This is a genomic window from Sphingobacteriales bacterium, from assembly GCA_016700115.1.
Classification (GTDB): Bacteria; Bacteroidota; Bacteroidia; order Chitinophagales; family UBA2359; genus UBA2359.
The window spans coordinates 1488136-1505220 of the sequence record CP064999.1 but is presented as its reverse complement, the minus strand read 5'-3'; the positions used below and the strand labels follow the sequence as shown (position 1 = coordinate 1505220).

Sequence of the window (17085 nt, the reverse complement as noted above, 5' to 3'; positions counted from 1 at the left end):
ATCTTGCAGCTATCTAATTTTTTAAACAATCTCACCAACCCGCTACATTATAATAATAAGTAAAAAAGATAATCAATTTAAACATGGAACGTGCCTTTGAAAATTACTATGTTGCCATTATGGCCGGTGGCATAGGCAGTCGTTTTTGGCCGGGAAGCCGTGAAAAAAATCCAAAACAATTTTTAGATATTCTTCATACTGGCAAAAGTTTATTACAAAGTACTTATGATCGTTTTGCCAGGTTTATTGCAGAAGATCATATTTTCATCATCACCAGCAAACAATATATTCCACTCGTCAAAGAGCAGCTACCCGGAATTCAGCCCTTTCAGATTATCTCTGAGCCGGCGCGAAAAAATACAGCCCCTTGTATCTTGTTTACAGCCTATAAAATTGCGGCAATCAATCCGAATGCCACATTTATTGTAGCACCTTCAGACCATTACATTACGGAAACCGAACTGTTTAATAATGCTTTGCTCAGTTGTTTGGATTTTGCGTCTCAAACCAACACATTGGTTACCCTTGGCATAAAGCCTACCCGTCCGCATACCGGGTATGGTTATATTCAGTTTGATGAAAAAGTTGGCAAGAACGGAATTTGCAAAGTAAAGACTTTTGTTGAGAAACCTTCTTATGAAGTGGCCAAAGACTTTGTAGAATTTGGAGATTTTTTGTGGAACTCAGGCATTTTTATCTGGCATGTCAAGAGCATTCTTGAGTCATTTAAACTGATAAACCCCAATTTGTACGAGCTTTTTTCAGAAGGGGAAGGGCTTTACAATACAATTGAGGAAGAGGAATTTGTTGCCGGAGTTTACAAAGAATGTACGGCCACATCTATTGATTATGCCATCATGGAATATGCTGATAATGTTTACGTACTACCTGTAAATTTCGGATGGAGTGATTTGGGCAGTTGGTCTTCACTTTGGGAAAAGCACCAGAAAGACCAGCAAAACAATGCGCTTGGCGGTAAAAACATTCTGACTTATGTCTCAGACAATAACCTGATTCAGATCAATAGCGATAAACTCGTTATCGTTCAGGGGCTATCTGGTTTTTGTGTCATAGATTCCGGAGATGTGTTGCTGATTTGCCCTATTGAGGACGAACAAAACATTAAAAACATCTACGCTGATGTTGTTGAAAAACATGGCAATAGATTTGCCTGATGGAGGGCTGCAATAATAAAAAACAAGATTACAACAGGGTTAATAAGGTACTCTATAGTTTGTTTCGATTGTTTAATTTTGGCAATGATGACTGAAATTATTTTAAAACTTAACGAAAAAGCCGGACAGTTACAACACCGCAGTTTTTGGAATACAGGTGCATCCGTTTCCGAAATTTCTCAATTCGAAGCAATATTAAAGATTACCCTACCTCCAACCTTGAAATCTTTTTATACAAATTGTAACGGGGGTTGTTTTGCTGATGATAGCTGGAGCGATGAGGATCTCGAAAATGCCGAAATGAAGGCAGGCATAATCTGGAACAGCAATTATTTTTTGAGTTTACAGGAAATTATGGACGCATACCGGTTTGAGGGCGAATTCATAGCCTTTGATATTCAGGAAATGGAACAGAAAACAGGTAAACGATATATTCCAATCATCCACACGAAAGAACAGGAAATCCTGGTATGGGAAGCCTCCAACTTGAACGAATCGCCGATAATTTATGCCTGTCATGAATTGAATCCGGCCAAATGGAAGGTATTATTTCAGTCTTTTGATGAATTGCTGAATTCCTATATTGAACTTGAAGGTGAAATAGAAACTTACTAATCCCCCCGGATTAACCGCTTTTAATGAAAAGTATCGTGGGCAAGTGGACAGATTCCGCTAAAAAAAACAGACTTGTAATTCCAAAATCTGTCAGAACAACACTGTTTACTAATAAAAAATTGTTGAAACCTGATTGAAATGCATGGAGAACCCATACAAATTTGTAATTTGCGGTCGTATATTGCCGGACTTTTTTCAATTTCAGGACAGACAAGCGTTCAACGAACATTGAACTAATCAACTACTAAACCACCTCTTTTTCTATTATGAAAAAACTACTAACTCTTATTTTGCTTTCTATGATAGGCTGGATGCAATTGCCTGCCGTGTTAATAGCTTGTGAACCCGGCGACTTGCCGGATACCTACCTAAATTTTGTCGAAAACAAAGGACAATGGGACGACCAAATAAAATATCAGGTTGAGTTGAACGCTGCCCGTTTGTTTTTAGAATCTGACAGGTTGACTTATGTATTAGTAAGTCCTTCAGATTTGGACTATCTTCATGAAGCCCATCACAATCCCGAGATGGATTTGTCTGACTTTTCCATTCATTGCCATGCTTTTCAGATGTTGTTTGCCGGTGATGTAAACCTGCCCACAGAAGCTCAGGCTTCCTGTCAGCACGAGACCTACCGCAATTACTTTATTGATAATGACCCTTCCCGTTGGAAAGGGCATGTCGGTTTGTTTCATCAAATTGATTACTATAATCTTTACAATGGGATTGACCTGCGTTTTTATGGAGACGGAGGGCAGGTGAAATACGATTTTATAGTAGCACCCGGTGCTGATGCCAACCAAATTCAGTTGCAATACGAAGGTTTGGATAACCTTTTTGTCCAAAACGGAAACTTACACATGGCAACCTCTGTCAATACGGTGATTGAACAGCAACCCTATGCCTATCAGTATATTGACGGGCAACTGACTCAGGTTCCCTGCTTTTTCAGTGTTTCGGGCAATACTGTTACTTTTTCCATGCCGGAAGGTTATGACACTTCGCAGGAATTAATCATTGACCCCACTTTGATTTTTGCAAGTTATACCGGAGCAACCTCCGACAACTGGGGTTTTACCGCAACTTATGACAACTCCGGACATCTTTATGCCGGTGGCGCTTCTTTCGGAGTTGGCTATCCCACCACTACCGGTGCTTTTCAGGTCAATTTTGCAGGCGGAGACCCTTCCGGACCCTTTGTTGTTGATATTAGTATTTCCAAATTCTCTCCCGACGGGAGCAGCCTTATTTATTCTACCTATTTGGGAGGAAGCGCGAGTAGCGAAGTGCCTCATAGTATGATAGTTACTCCATCGGACGAACTGATTGTATATGGCACCACCGGCTCGGTAAACTTTCCAACAACAGCAGGTGCCTTTGACCAGTCATTCAATGGCGGATTTGCTGTTACCTTCAATTCTATTCCTTACCAAAGCGGCCCCGGCTCTGATATTATCGTTACCAAATTTACACCGGACGGAAGCGGACTAATAGGTTCAACTTTTATAGGTGGAGTAGGAAACGACGGATTAAACCTCTCAACAGCCTTAAAAAGAAATTATGCAGATGAAAGCCGGGGAGAGGTATTTATAGATGCAGGGGGAAATATCTATCTTGCTTCTTCAACAAACTCTCCGGATTTCCCTGCTACAGTTGGCGTTATCTCAGAATTTGCACAAGGAGGACAGGATGCCTGCCTTATAAAACTCAATCCCAATCTTACCAACATGATTTGGGGCACTTATTTGGGTGGGACTGCAGACGATGCGGCTTATTCTATTAAAATGGATACTGACGAAACTATTTACGTCTGTGGTGGCACAAACAGCAACAACTTTCCGACTACTCCGGGGGCTTATGATACCAGCTTTAACGGCGGGACATCGGATGCCTGGCTCGCAAAAATCAGTTCTGATGGCAGTACTTTAATCGGTTCTACTTATCTCGGCACTTCACTTTACGATCAGTCCTTTTTCGTTGATATAGACCAGGATCTCAATATTTATACAGTCGGCCAAACTGCGGGCGTTTATCCTGTTTCAGCGGGCGTTTATAACAACCCCAACAGCGGTCAGTATATTCACAAACTAAGCAATGACCTGACAACCTCTATATGGTCAACCACCTTTGGAAATGGCAACGGCTCACCCAATATCTCACCAACCGCATTTTTGATTGATAATTGCTATCAGATCTATGTTTCCGGATGGGGTGGTAACGTAAATAGTACTTTACCGGGTTCTACAACCAACGGACTGCCAATTACCCCCGATGCTTTCGATAATGCTACAGACGGCAGCGACTACTATTTCATAATTCTCGGCGAAAACGCCTCTACCTTGTTATATGCCACCTTTTTTGGTTCGCCAAGCGGAACGGGCGAACATGTTGATGGCGGTACGAGCCGATTCGACAAAGCCGGAGTTATTTACCAGGCAGTTTGTGCCGGTTGTGGTGGTTCAGATTTATTCCCAACTACTCCCGGGGCATGGTCAACCACCAATAACTCTACAAATTGCAACCTTGGCTGCATTAAGTTTTCATTCGATACAGCACCCACAGTTGCACAGTTTAACCTCCCTCCTCCGGGTTGTGTTCCTTATACCGTTGAGTTTACCAATACCAGTATCAATGCTACCGAATATCAATGGACTTTTCCGGATGCTACCACCTCAACTGAAACAAGCCCTTCCTATACTTTTACCGAAGCCGGCACTTATTCTATTACACTTTTAGCCATCAATCCCGGCACCTGCAACGGTGAAGACCAAATCACCCAGACTATTGTAGTACTCGGTGAACAGTCTGTGGAGGCTTTCCCTTTAAATTTCTGTCCGGGCGACTCTCCTGCCTTGCTTCAGGCCTCGCTTCCGGGAGGTACATGGTCAGGAACCGGAGTGGTCAATCCCGCTACCGGTTTGTTTAACCCCGCCGGTCTTACGCCGGGCGACTATGTTGTTACCTACACAGTGGGTACTATTCCTTCCTGTACAAGTACGACAACTACCACAGTTACAGTTAATGCTTTGCCTAATGCCAGTTATACAGACCAGAACGGAAACCCCATAAACGGAATCACTTATTGTATTACTGACGGACCGGTTACCCTTGTGCCGGTTACTGCCGGAGCAACAATTACAGGTACTGCCGTAGAAAGCAATGTGTTCAGCCCTTCGGATGTTCCTGTTGAATTGTTGAATACCCCAATCGCTATTTCTTTATTTGTTGAGGTTAACGGATGCCCAAACACTTCTACGCAAACCGTATTTGTTGTTGCACCTCCCAGTCCGGCTTTTGAGTCGTTTAACTTCTGTCAGGGAAGCGGTCCGGCGTTGTTTATACCCGAAACTCCGGGAGGAACCTGGAGCGGAACAGGAATTGACCCGGTGAGCGGTATTTTCTCGCCTATTGGGTTGAGTGCGGGAATTTATACCGTTTCCTATACTGTAGGGGATGAAGGATGTAATGCCACTGCTTCGGCTGCCATCGTGGTATCGGCAGGTGAGGCAGGAACTATGCCTTCAGACCTTGAAATTGCCTGCCACGACCAAACCCTGACGGTTACTAATCTTGGGGATGAGATTTTAGACGAAGGACAGGAACTTTATTACATCCTTCATACTTCACCAGATGAAACGGCAGGTACAATATTAGCTCAAAACACAACCGGCGCTTTCAGTTTCGCAGACATCAGCCCTGCCGGTCAGTACTATGTTACCTATTATGTTTCAGCAGTTGCCGCACTACCTGATGGCTCCGGCGGTCCCTTACTGTCTGACCCCTGTATTGATATTGCTGCAGGAACTCCAGTCTTGTTCCTTGCTCCAATTACAGTGTTGGTAAACGAGTTTTGCGATTGGCTCACCGGCGATTATCATGTTATTGCCTTCCCTCAGGGAGGTTATCCGCAGTATGACAACACCAGCCCGTATTTTTCAATAGGTGATTTGGGAGGAGAAATTGAATACGGATCTTCGGCAGAAGTCATTTTTGCAGAGGGTATAACCACAATTTATGAGTTTACTATTTCTGATGCGTTTGGCTGTGAAACAGTAACATTGTCCGAATCCTTTTTCTGTATCAAAACACCTGTTGAACTGATATATTTTAAAGGTGAACCGGTAGCAGATGGAAATTTGCTGAGCTGGGCAACGGCCACAGAAACCGATTGTGAGTATTACACACTTTGGCGTAGCAGCAATGGTCAGGATTTTACCCGTATAGCCAATGTACAGGCTGCCGGAACCAGCATCACCACGCAAACTTATCAATATACTGATTCATACAAATCCTGTGCTGCTACTTATTACCAACTCTCACAAACCGACCTGAACGGTACTACCCGTAAACTTGGAACAATCAGTATCAACAGCACAGACAATGAACAGGCTTCAGGTAACATTATCATCAGCCCTGTGCCGGCAGCCAGGGAAGTAACAATTGCTTATCCCAATACGGGCAGCAACAACCTAATCAGGATATTTGATCTGAGTGGTAAACTTGTTCTGCAACAACAAACCAACTCAGGAACAGATTGTCAGATTCAAGCCACGCTTTCAGTCGAACAACTTGTACCCGGCTTGTATCTGCTCAACATTCAGGGCAGCGAGCAGGTCTTAAGCGGCAAACTGCTTATTCAAAGATAAGGCTTTAAACCAGTCCGGACTCTTTGTCCTTTTTTTAAAAACTCCGGTAATTCTAAGATTTACCGGAGTTTTTTGTTTTAAACAGATTACACTAAACTGACTTACATATTAGTCAGATAATCTGTGCAACAATACCTATGTAACTGATATTTTGTCTAATAGAAGTTGGTTTTAACAGACATGCCATCATGATAAACATCGTTCCGTTCAAATTTTAAAAATTAGAATGGATTCATGAGAAAATAACCTGTTCATAGGTTTAAAATTCCTCCGCAAAGCTAAAAGTCCACCCTGCATTGACTTAATTCACCCCTGCAATGTCCTATTGCGCACCTGCAAAGAAGCATTTTGCCTATGCAAAGACTTATTGCACCCCTGTAATAAACTTTTGTACCCCTGCAAAGTAGCATTGTGCCTTTGCGAAGGCTTAACTCGCCCCTGCAATACATCAATTCACCCCTGCAATGACTTAATGCACCCCTGCAATACATCAAATCGCCCCTGCAAAGGCTTATTGCACCCCTGCAAATGACTTTTGTAACCCCTGATTTTTACCTAAAATCTTGTTTTATTACAATGAATTACAGAAAAAAGGACTTACCCCTGTTTTCTTTGTTGTTGATTAAACCTTAATGGGTTGACAAACCGTTAATATAAGGCTGTAAGAAAAGACTCCATCATCGGGAATAAATCCTCCTGTTTAACACCTAACGAATTGGAAGATGAGATGGTTTTTATAAGCCTTACAACTTTACCGGCCAAATCTGTTAAATATTTTTTTATTCCTAAACCTTTATTTATATTTGCATCACAGCAGACATACAAGCAAGCTTTTTTTAATCTATAAACAACGTTTTTTATTATGGACCAAAACAATTTTCTCGATTTGTTGAACAGTCAGTTTGGAGGACAAGCTGCCGAAATGATTGGCCAACAATTAGGTTTGGATAAAGGAACTACCCAGTTAGCACTAAGTCAGTTTTTACCCATTTTTGCCACAGCACTCGCCAACAACGCCTCGCAGGAAGAAGGTGCAAATGCACTTTTTAACGCAGTTACTAAAGACCATGATGGCAGTATTTTTGACAACCTGCTCGGGTTTTTAGGAAACTTTTCTCAAGGCCCCGGAATGGGCATAATGGGCCATGTTTTTGGCGGACAGATTGACCAGATTGCTGATTTTGTCAGTAACAACACCGGTATTGACAAAAATACAACCAAAAGTATTATGCAGATAGCTGCTCCTTTGGCAATGGGTTTGCTCGGAAAGCAGCAGCGTTCTCAGGGATTGAATGCCGAAGGTTTGGCAGGATTGCTCAATACCTCTGTTAATGATGTGCAAAAAACCGACCCTAAAAATATGGGACTCATCGGAAAACTGCTCGACAGGGACAACGACGGTAATGTTTTGGACGATGTGGCAGCAATGGGTATGAATTTTCTGAAAAACTGGATGAACGGACGGAACTAACCTGGAGATCCCCGTAAGGACAAAAAGGGTTAATTTTAGGAAACTTCCCCTGATTTGATTTTTACAAAAGTTTAAGGGAGGGAAACAAGGGTTTATACCTGTTTTCCTCCCTTTGCTTTTTTTATCAGTTAACAGGGCTGTATGTAGTATTAACCCTGTAAATCCCCAGTTTTTTACCTTTCCTGTTACTCTTCCAGATAACCAAACTTGCCGGCATGAAAATCCTGAATGGCTTGCACAATTTCCCGGTGCGTGTTCATCACAAATGGACCATGAGCGGCAATTGGTTCGTTCAGTGGCTCGCCACTCAATATCAGGATAACTGCATTCTCCAAAGCTTCGAAGCTAAATTCAGTTCCGTCGTTTTCAAAAAGGACTAAATGATCGGCCGGTACTTTTTCAATTCCATTTACCCTGATGCTTCCTTCAATCACCAGCAAGGCTGTGTTGAAGTGTTGGGGGAAATCAAAAGAAGCCTTTGCATTTTTGTTCAACCGTGCATTTAGCAGGTGGAGGGGGGTAAAGGTATTTGCACTGCCTTTAAGTCCCTGATATGTTCCGGCAATTACTTCGACCAATCCTCCATTTTCGGGTAAAACATACTTTGCAATATCGGTATTGGAAATGCCCTGATACTTTGGCTCAGACATTTTGTCTTTTGCCGGCAGGTTGACCCACAATTGAACCATTTGAAAATCACCGCCTTGTTTGCTGAAATTTTCTTCGTGAAACTCTTTGTGCAAAATACCCGATGCTGCGGTCATCCATTGAACATCCCCCTCACCAATCACCCCGCCTCCTCCGCTGCTGTCCTGATGAGCTACTTTTCCTTTGTATGCAATGGTTACAGTTTCAAACCCTCTGTGTGGATGAACGCTCACTCCTCTGGGTTTGTCTGTCGGCGGGAAATAGAATTTTGAATTATAATCCAGCATAATAAACGGATCCATGCGCTTCATATCCAAACGGTATGCACCCGGAATAAAATTATGAACCCTGAATCCGTCGCCGACATAATGAGGTTCCCTCGGCGGAACGACTACTTCAATACTTCTTGTTGCCATTTTTGTTTGTTTTTAAATTTAACGAATTTTCCACAAAATTAAGGCAACTAAATGCGCTGACCATTGATGTATGATAAGAAAAGCACTACCGCAACTTTTCCAGCATTTTGTTGGTCAGTTCATCCGAATATATGCCATATCCGTTGACTAAAATGCCTTTCAACTGATACTTTTCAGAAGAAATGGCATACAAAATAGCCTGATCGTCCGGATCAGTATTGTCTTCAAACCGGAACTGTTTGTCAATATGAAATTCGTCATGAAAAATTTGAAACTCACCATTTCTACATTCAAGACAATTGTTTCTGAGGTTGAAATCTTCAACATAGCCTTGTAGTTTCAGGGAGTTAATAGCTTCTACCATCGTGTCATAAGCTTCCATCTCAATTGGTTTAGAGGTTTGTACCAAAAAAATTTCAATTTCGTGTGTCAGTTGAACAACACAAGGAGAACAAATCAAGTTGACCGATGCTTGTTTTTTGCCAGTTCCTTCCTGACACGGCTCAGGCTTTCAGGGGTGATGCCTAAATAAGAAGCAATCATCCATTGTGGAACGCGGGTAATCAAGTTTGAATAAAGTTTGATAAATTCCAAATATCTTGTTTCCGAACTCGCACTAATCAGCAGATTAATCCGGTTTTGCAGTTGCCGGATATGGTTTTGTAAAATAAACTCATTGTAATTTCTGAACTCGGTACTGATTTCAGATGCTGCTTCAATAAAATGCTGGTCTAACAATATAACCGCGCTTGTTTCTATCGCATCAATAAAAAATTCGGAGGGATGCCCGAAATACACACTACTCCTGTCACTGATAAACCAGTTTTCGGGGGCAAACTGAATGATATGCTCCTTTCCGGATTCGTCTATCGAATAGAAGCGCAGCAACCCCTGTTCTACAAAAAAGGCGTGCTGGCAAACCTGCCCTTTTGAAAGTAAAAATTCACCTTTGTTGATTTCTCTTTCTTTGACCATATCCATCAGTGCCGGCAAATGCACCGGGTTGACCAAAGCGGTGTCTTTCAGGTATTTGTAAAATCCTTGTTTCATGTCAGTATTATTGCCACAAAGTACAAACAACAAGCGAAACAAATGGATACAAGATACAGGAAGAACAGATTGGGATAGATTCTAAATCTAATCCCGGCACATTTATTTAGAGCAGGTATAGCCTTAAAATCATATTAAACAGAAGACGATGACGAATATTGGGTAATAAATTTTTACAAAAAACTTGGGCAGAATCAGATATAAATAGCAGTCTGACGCTCACCGAAGTTTAATAAGAGTTAAAAAACAAGAAAATTTGCATCATGTAGCCGTTAAGTTGGTTAATTTTGCATCGTTTAACCAAACATCTGGCCAAAAAAAAAGATGTCTTTCACCAACCTCACCTTTGCAAATCCGGGTTTCTTTTTGTTGTTGCTGCTTTTGCCTTTGTTGATAATCTGGCAATGGCGCAAATATCAACAGCAATATCCCGAGTTGAAAATGTCATCATTATCGGCTTTTCACAACGTCGGATCTTTAAAATCGAAGTTGCGGCCTTATCTAAGCGGGTTTAAAATAGCTGTTTTTGTTCTGTTGGTCATTGCCCTTGCCCGCCCGCAAAACAAATTTGCCGAAGAGAAGATAAATGCGGAAGGTATTGATATCGTCTTGTCTATTGACATATCGGGCAGTATGTTGGCCAGAGATTTTGAACCCGACAGATTAGGGGCAGCCAAACAAGTGGCCTTGGAATTTATAAAAAGCAGGAAATACGACCGGATAGGTTTGGTTGTGTTTGCCGGCGAGAGTTTTACCCAATGTCCGGCAACAACCGATCATCAGGTACTAAACACACTGTTGCAACAAATAGAAAGTGGTATGATTGAAGACGGAACAGCAATCGGGATGGGTTTAGCCACTGCGGTCAGTCGTCTGAAAGAAAGCAAAGCCAAAAGTAAAATCATTATTTTGCTCACAGACGGGGTTAATAACTCCGGCTTTATTGACCCCCTTACAGCAGCAGAAACAGCCTTGCAAACAGGGGTAAAGGTATATACAATTGGTGTCGGAACACGAGGTTATGCACCTTATCCGGTTCAGAGTTTTTTTGGCATTCAGTATCAGAAAATGCCTGTTGAAATAGATGAAACCCTGCTTCAGAAAATTTCAGAAATGACAGGTGGGCGGTATTACCGTGCAACGGAAAACAGCAGCCTTCGTCAAATTTATGATGAAATTAACAAGCTGGAAAAAACAAAAATAGAGGTGTCAAAAATTAGCAGGTTCAGCGAACATTTTCATGTGTTTGCTTTATTAGCTGCACTTTTTCTGGCACTCGAAATTTTGCTTAAAAATACCCTGTTCAGGGGAATATCATAAAGGACTAACATTTAAACCAACTATTCAGGGTGTTTAAATTTGAAAACAGTATTTGGTTATATGCGCTCGCGTTGATACCGGTTTTTTTGTGGATTTTCAGAGCCGGAATGCAATGGCAAAAAAATGCGTCTATGCGTTTTGCTGAGGATTCCCTGTTGATGCGGTTGATGCCCGATTTTTCAGTGCGTAAAAAACAAGTCGGGTTTTTGCTTTATTTGGGAGCCTATTTCTTTATTGTTATTGGGTTGGCTAATCCTCAGATCGGAGCTAAGTTAGAAAAGGTAACCCGGCAGGGTATAGACATTATAATAGCCATAGACGTTTCAAAAAGTATGTTGGCTGAAGACCTTCAACCAAACCGGCTTGAAAGAGCGCGTCAATTGGTTTCCCGTATGATAGACAATATGAAGGACGATCGTGTCGGGTTAATCGTATTTGCCGGTAATGCCTACTTGCAAATGCCATTAAGTGCCGATTATGCAGCAGCTAAACTGTTTTTGAAAACAATCAATACCGACATTGTTCCCACACAGGGTACAGCGTTAAGCGCAGCCATAGATTTGGCCGCACGCTCATATCCGGAGGAGTCTAAAAAACACAAAGCCATGCTCATCATTTCAGATGGTGAAGACCACGAAGCAGATGCTGCCTCCATTGCAAAGAAGGCGGCCGAAGATGGGCTGATTATTTACACCCTCGGCATCGGGTCGGTGGAAGGGGCAAAAATTCCGGTAATTGTCAACGGTCGCAAGGCCGGTTATAAGCAAGATGACAACGGAGAATTAATATTATCAAAACTGAACGAAGATATTTTACAACAGATAGCCGAGGTCGGAAAGGGAGATTATTTTAGAATTACCGGCGCTAAAGACGAAGCATCTGACGTATTGACGGCATTAGGTGCTTTGGAAAAAAGGAGATTTGAAGATCATATCGTGGCGGAATATGCCCACCAGTTCCAATACTTTTTAGCCATTGCCCTCATTTTATTGCTCATTGAGTTTTTTACCTCCGAACGTAAAAATACTCGTTGGGCAGGATGGAACTTATTTGGTCAGGATCAAAAACCAGAAAACAACTCAACACAATGAAAATTATGAACGAGTGTATCAATTGGCCAAAAGCCTTCTTTGTTGTCCTGTTTTTTACCTTTTTAGCTTATATGCCAAAAGTAACTATTCAGGCACAGTCAGCCAAAAGCTTAGTAAGGCAGGGAAATCAAAAATACCATGAGAATGAGTATGCACTTGCAGAAATAGACTACCGGAAGGCAACAGAAAAAAAACATCCGAAAACTGAACCGATTGCCGGTTACAACTTAGCCAACAGTCTTTACAAACAAGGACGATATGAAGAAGCGGCTACCCAATATGACCAAATTGCCAAAAACGGTACCGATAAAATGTATCAGTCCAACGCTTTCTACAATATGGGAAACGCCTTGTTGAAATCAAAAAAATTGCCGGAAGCCATAGAAGCCTATAAAAACGCCTTGCGGCGAAACCCCGGTCATCAGGAGGCAAAGTACAACCTGGCTTATGCTCAAAAATTAAAACAGGAAGAAGACCAACAACAGGAACAGCAAAATCAGGAAGACCAACAACAGGAGCAACAAGACCAACAGCAAGAGCAGCAAAGCAAAGAACAACAACAGGAACAGCAAAACGAGCAAGACCAACAAAAGCAACAAGAGCAACAAAATAGCAAGGAACAGCAAGAGCAGCAAAGCAAAGAACAACAGCAACAGCAACAACAACGGGAAGGAGAGGAGGAGAAGGAGCAAAAAGAAGCGCAACAACTCACCGAACGCAAACTCAGCAAAGAAGAAACAGAAAGACTGCTCGAAGCCCTAAAAAATGAAGAGTTGAAAGTGCAGCAAAAACTAAAACAAAGGCAGGGGAAAGCCACTAAGACGAAAGTAGATAAAGACTGGTAAACGCAAAAAAAAACGTTACAAAGGACGGACTATACGAATTTAAAGCAAGGACATGAACATCGGAAAACGACATTTTTGGGCTAATATCAATCCAAATCATCCGGCCGGACGGTTAGATGATAATAATAAATTTTGTAGTTGGAAGGGATCAGCTTTTGCGATAATTTATTGCCTGATATTGGTTTTGATGAACACTTCCGGCATTTTGGCACAACAATTTTCGGTAAGCCCCTCCAAGGTCAATGTAAGCACAGACGAAAATTTTCAAATCACCTATTCACTCCAAAATGTTGGGATGGTTGATTTTCAGGCACCGGCGATGGATGATTTTTATATTGTTGGTGGTCCTAATAAGTCTCAAAGTATGCAGTTTGTCAACGGACGTATGTCAAGTTCGGTCAGCATTGGTTATGTGTTGCGCGCTAAAAAAGCAGGTACTTTTACCCTTCCCCCCGCCTTGGTTACTACCGATAAACGCCAAACCCTGCGCAGCGAAAAAGTTACCATCAGTGTTTCGGCATCCAGAACTTCACAACCCAAAAATACGCCAAACCCATCACAAACACAGCCTCAACACCCCGCTCAGTCGGGTCGTCCAAATACTCAGGCTTCCGGTGAACCCAAAATCTGGATCAGCGTTTTTCCGGATACCACCAAAGCGTATATCGGGCAGCAGGTAACGGTAATTTATCGCCTTTATACCAATGTGGACATTGGAAATTATGCTGTTAAAACCCCACCTTCTTTTACAGGTTTTTGGGTAGAAGACATCACGCCTACTTTTCAGCAAACGCCCGGTAATGCCAATATTAAGGGAGAAGATTACCGCTTTGTGGACATTAAAAAGTATGCCCTTTTCCCGCAACGTTCCGGCCCTTTGGAAATTGACCTGATGAATGTGCAGGTCATAGCTCGTGTTCCTAATTCACAAGCAGGAGGAGGATTTTGGGGAGGTTTTTTTTACTCCAATCAGGAAGTGGATATCATGACCGATCCGCTTAAATTAGAAATTTCCGATCTGCCCGAAACCGGCAAGCCCGAAAATTTTACCGGTGCAGTCGGACAATATGAAATCAGTGTCCTGACTTCCAATCCTAATCCTGAAACAAATACCTCCGTAACTCTTAAAATTATGGTCTCCGGAAGCGGAAATACCAAAATGATTGACCTGCCCAAACCGGCTTTCCCCCCCGATATTGAAACCTTCGACCCATTGATGGACGAAGAGACCTTTGTGCAGCAAGACCGTGTTAAAGGTCGTAAAAACTACCAATACACACTCATTCCATCTGAAGCCGGAGTTAAGCAGTTGCCCGATATTTCGTTCAGCTTTTTTAATCCCGAAACCAAAACCTATCAAACCGCTACATCACCCCCCGTCATTCTGAATGTGAGACAAGGTAAAGAAACTGCAAAGCCCGAATCCACCAACACAGTTACAAAGACCCTTGCACCCTTAAACAACTCATTGCGCTTATCCCGCAAAGGCAGTTTTTTTTGGGGTTCTGTGTTGCATATTGCCTTAATCACTTTGCCGGTTCTGATGTTTGCCGGTGCAACAGCCTTGTTGATTAAACGAAAAGAAGAGAAAGAAGACCCATTGGTAATAAGACAAAAACTGGCACAAAAAGTAGCCATTCAACGACTGACAACTGCAAATTTACACCTGCAACAAAGCAGCAACCGTGCTTTTTACGATGAGGTGATCAGGGCTATCTGGCACTACCTGAGCGACCGTATGTATATACCGGCCAGTCAATTAGACAAAAACAATATAGCCGCAATTTTACAACAAAACAAAGTAGCCCCGCACAATATCAATCAATTACTGCAAACTATCGGTGAATGTGAAATAGCCTTGTTTTCCCCGATTGGCAATACTATGGATATGGAGCGAACCTACCAAAATGCAATTCATACCATAGCTGCTATAGAGGATGATTTAAATTCCGGATCTTTGGGAAATCTGAAAACCTGACACCTCACCTTAAACAAGATTTGCGAAATACCCAATTGTTTGACTACTTCAACTTTATTCAACATCTCATGTTCAATTCATATCCCCGTATCTTTCAAACTGCCCTGTTTCTTTTTGCTGTATTATTTCTACTGTTTATGCCTGTTAACATCAAGTCAGAAAATACAACCAAAGAACAATTGATTCAGGCTAATGAGGCTTATTCCAAAGCCGGCTATCAAAAAGCCATCGAACTATATGAGGCAGTTGCCGGCAGTGGTTATGAATCGGCGGCACTTTATTACAATCTTGGCAATGCCTATTACCAGCAACAACAAACAGCAAAAGCTATTTTGAACTACGAACGCGCTTTGAGGATTCAACCGCACAACAAAAACATCCATAACAATCTGGAATTGGCAAAAGCAAAAATTACCCAACCTGTTGACGAATTGCCGGAAATATTTTATCGCCTGTGGTGGCAGCAAATCACCGGTTTGCTGCCCTCTGGATTTTGGGCATTTTTAGGGGTATTCTTTTTGTTTGGTGCTGCTGTTTCAGGGGTTCTGTTTCAACAAGTACAACAGGTAATTCGCAAAAAACAGGCCTTTGCCGCAGCTTTTGTCTTTTTATTCGGATTTATGATGTTCACCACTTTTGGCTATTCCCGCTACCAAGCCGAAACCAGTAAAGATTTTGCAATAGTAATGCAGGAAGAAGTGCCATTGAAAAAAGGACCGGCCGACTCGAGCGAGCAAATTACAACCCTATCATCCGGCATCAAAGTGCGGAATAATGAGCGGGTAAATGGTTGGGTACGGGTGGTTTTGGCCGACAACCGAGAGGGTTGGGTCAACGAATCTTTCCTGATTCGGATATAAAAGGTTATCTAAAATAAGGACATTCCGTTTCATTCAACCCTTTCATTCTTCACCTTTTTGTGGCGAACCTTATCCCTGAGAAAATGTTTAATATAAAATATTAAATCTGATGGCTCTGTTTGGATTCAGCGCATTGTTAGTGCTGGCTTATATGTCTTTGTGGTTTATGCTGGCAGTAATCAAAAAAGATAACGGACTTGCCGATATTGCGTGGGGATTGGGTTTTGTGATGCTTGCCTGGTTTTCATTTTATGAAACGGAAACTATTACCATCCGGCAATTGATGGTCAATATCTGTATTACTGTTTGGGCAGTGCGATTGTCGGGACATATATTTCAGCGCAATTTGGCCAAAACTGAGGAGGATTTCAGATATGCCGCATGGCGCAAAGAATGGGGTAAAAACTGGCTGAAACGAACTTATTTTCAGGTTTTTCTGCTTCAGGGATTTTTTATGCTGATCATTGCCCTGCCTGTTCTGTTGGCAGCGAATCAACCTGTAAGTGGTTGGGAAACCTACAATTACATAGGGCTGTTTGTGTTTGTAGCAGGCTTTTTAATTGAATCCATTGCCGATTTTCAATTGGCAATGTTCAAATCTCGCTCCAAAAACAAAGGGAAGTTAATGAAATCAGGCCTATGGAGATACTCGCGGCATCCTAATTACTTTGGTGAAGCGTTGGTTTGGTGGGGGGTATTTATCATGGTTTTACCGCTTAAATATTGGTTTATCGCATTAGTCAGCCCTGTTCTGATGACTTATCTGCTTGTTGGGGTATCCGGAATACCGATGCTTGAACGCAAACTTAAGAACCACCCCGAATTTGGTGAGTACGCTGCAAAGACAAGCCCTTTTATTCCAATGCCGGTGCGAAATGTGAAAACAGAAAGGTAAAAAAATGCAGACGACCATTTATTGTAATAGAAGCAAAACACAGCAATCGGAGAACGATGCACTTACCTGGCCTAC

The 17085-nt window shown here is 42.1% G+C and carries 13 protein-coding genes; 10 read left to right on the top strand and 3 right to left on the bottom strand.

Going from position 1 to position 17085, the window contains the following annotated elements:
• Nucleotides 1–83 precede the first annotated feature (83 nt).
• From IPM47_05240 to IPM47_05225, 4 genes are all read left to right on the top strand, one after another.
• On the top strand, nucleotides 84–1175 hold the full coding sequence (locus IPM47_05240; protein QQS30355.1) for a mannose-1-phosphate guanylyltransferase: 1092 nt from the start codon (nucleotides 84–86) through the stop codon (nucleotides 1173–1175).
• A gap of 87 nt (nucleotides 1176–1262) precedes the next feature.
• Nucleotides 1263–1790, top strand: a complete 528-nt coding sequence (locus IPM47_05235) for an SMI1/KNR4 family protein (GenBank protein ID QQS30354.1) — start codon at nucleotides 1263–1265, stop codon at nucleotides 1788–1790.
• A gap of 266 nt (nucleotides 1791–2056) precedes the next feature.
• Nucleotides 2057–6436, top strand: a complete 4380-nt coding sequence (locus IPM47_05230) for a T9SS type A sorting domain-containing protein (protein QQS30353.1) — start codon at nucleotides 2057–2059, stop codon at nucleotides 6434–6436.
• An 862-nt stretch (nucleotides 6437–7298) separates the two neighbouring features.
• On the top strand, nucleotides 7299–7907 hold the full coding sequence (locus IPM47_05225) for a DUF937 domain-containing protein (protein ID QQS30352.1): 609 nt from the start codon (nucleotides 7299–7301) through the stop codon (nucleotides 7905–7907).
• Between the two features lie 185 nt (nucleotides 7908–8092).
• Here IPM47_05225 and IPM47_05220 read toward each other — a convergent pair whose 3' ends face one another.
• The 3 genes from IPM47_05220 to IPM47_05210 form a co-directional block, all read right to left on the bottom strand.
• Entirely contained in the window at nucleotides 8093–8971 is an 879-nt protein-coding gene (locus IPM47_05220; GenBank protein QQS30351.1) for a pirin family protein, read from the bottom strand.
• A gap of 85 nt (nucleotides 8972–9056) precedes the next feature.
• A complete protein-coding gene (locus tag IPM47_05215; GenBank protein QQS30350.1) occupies nucleotides 9057–9353 on the bottom strand; it encodes a phosphoribosylpyrophosphate synthetase in 297 nt (98 codons plus the stop codon).
• A 74-nt stretch (nucleotides 9354–9427) separates the two neighbouring features.
• Nucleotides 9428–10021 (bottom strand): Crp/Fnr family transcriptional regulator, encoded by a 594-nt coding sequence (locus IPM47_05210; protein ID QQS30349.1) that lies wholly within the window; start codon nucleotides 10019–10021, stop codon nucleotides 9428–9430.
• A 324-nt stretch (nucleotides 10022–10345) separates the two neighbouring features.
• Here IPM47_05210 and IPM47_05205 point away from each other — a divergent pair, with 324 nt between their 5' ends.
• The 6 genes from IPM47_05205 (at nucleotide 10346) to IPM47_05180 (ending at nucleotide 17010) form a co-directional block, all read left to right on the top strand.
• A complete protein-coding gene (locus IPM47_05205) occupies nucleotides 10346–11341 on the top strand; it encodes a VWA domain-containing protein (protein ID QQS30348.1) in 996 nt (331 codons plus the stop codon).
• Nucleotides 11342–11370: 29 nt separating this feature from the next.
• A complete protein-coding gene (locus IPM47_05200; GenBank protein QQS30347.1) occupies nucleotides 11371–12432 on the top strand; it encodes a VWA domain-containing protein in 1062 nt (353 codons plus the stop codon).
• 5 nt (nucleotides 12433–12437) lie between these two features.
• Complete coding sequence (locus tag IPM47_05195; protein ID QQS30346.1) at nucleotides 12438–13277, top strand: tetratricopeptide repeat protein; 840 nt, start codon at nucleotides 12438–12440, stop codon at nucleotides 13275–13277.
• A gap of 52 nt (nucleotides 13278–13329) precedes the next feature.
• Entirely contained in the window at nucleotides 13330–15255 is a 1926-nt protein-coding gene (locus IPM47_05190; protein QQS30345.1) for a protein BatD, read from the top strand.
• 137 nt (nucleotides 15256–15392) lie between these two features.
• A complete protein-coding gene (locus IPM47_05185) occupies nucleotides 15393–16115 on the top strand; it encodes a tetratricopeptide repeat protein (GenBank protein ID QQS30344.1) in 723 nt (240 codons plus the stop codon).
• A 109-nt stretch (nucleotides 16116–16224) separates the two neighbouring features.
• On the top strand, nucleotides 16225–17010 hold the full coding sequence (locus IPM47_05180; GenBank protein QQS30343.1) for a DUF1295 domain-containing protein: 786 nt from the start codon (nucleotides 16225–16227) through the stop codon (nucleotides 17008–17010).
• Nucleotides 17011–17085 lie beyond the last annotated feature (75 nt).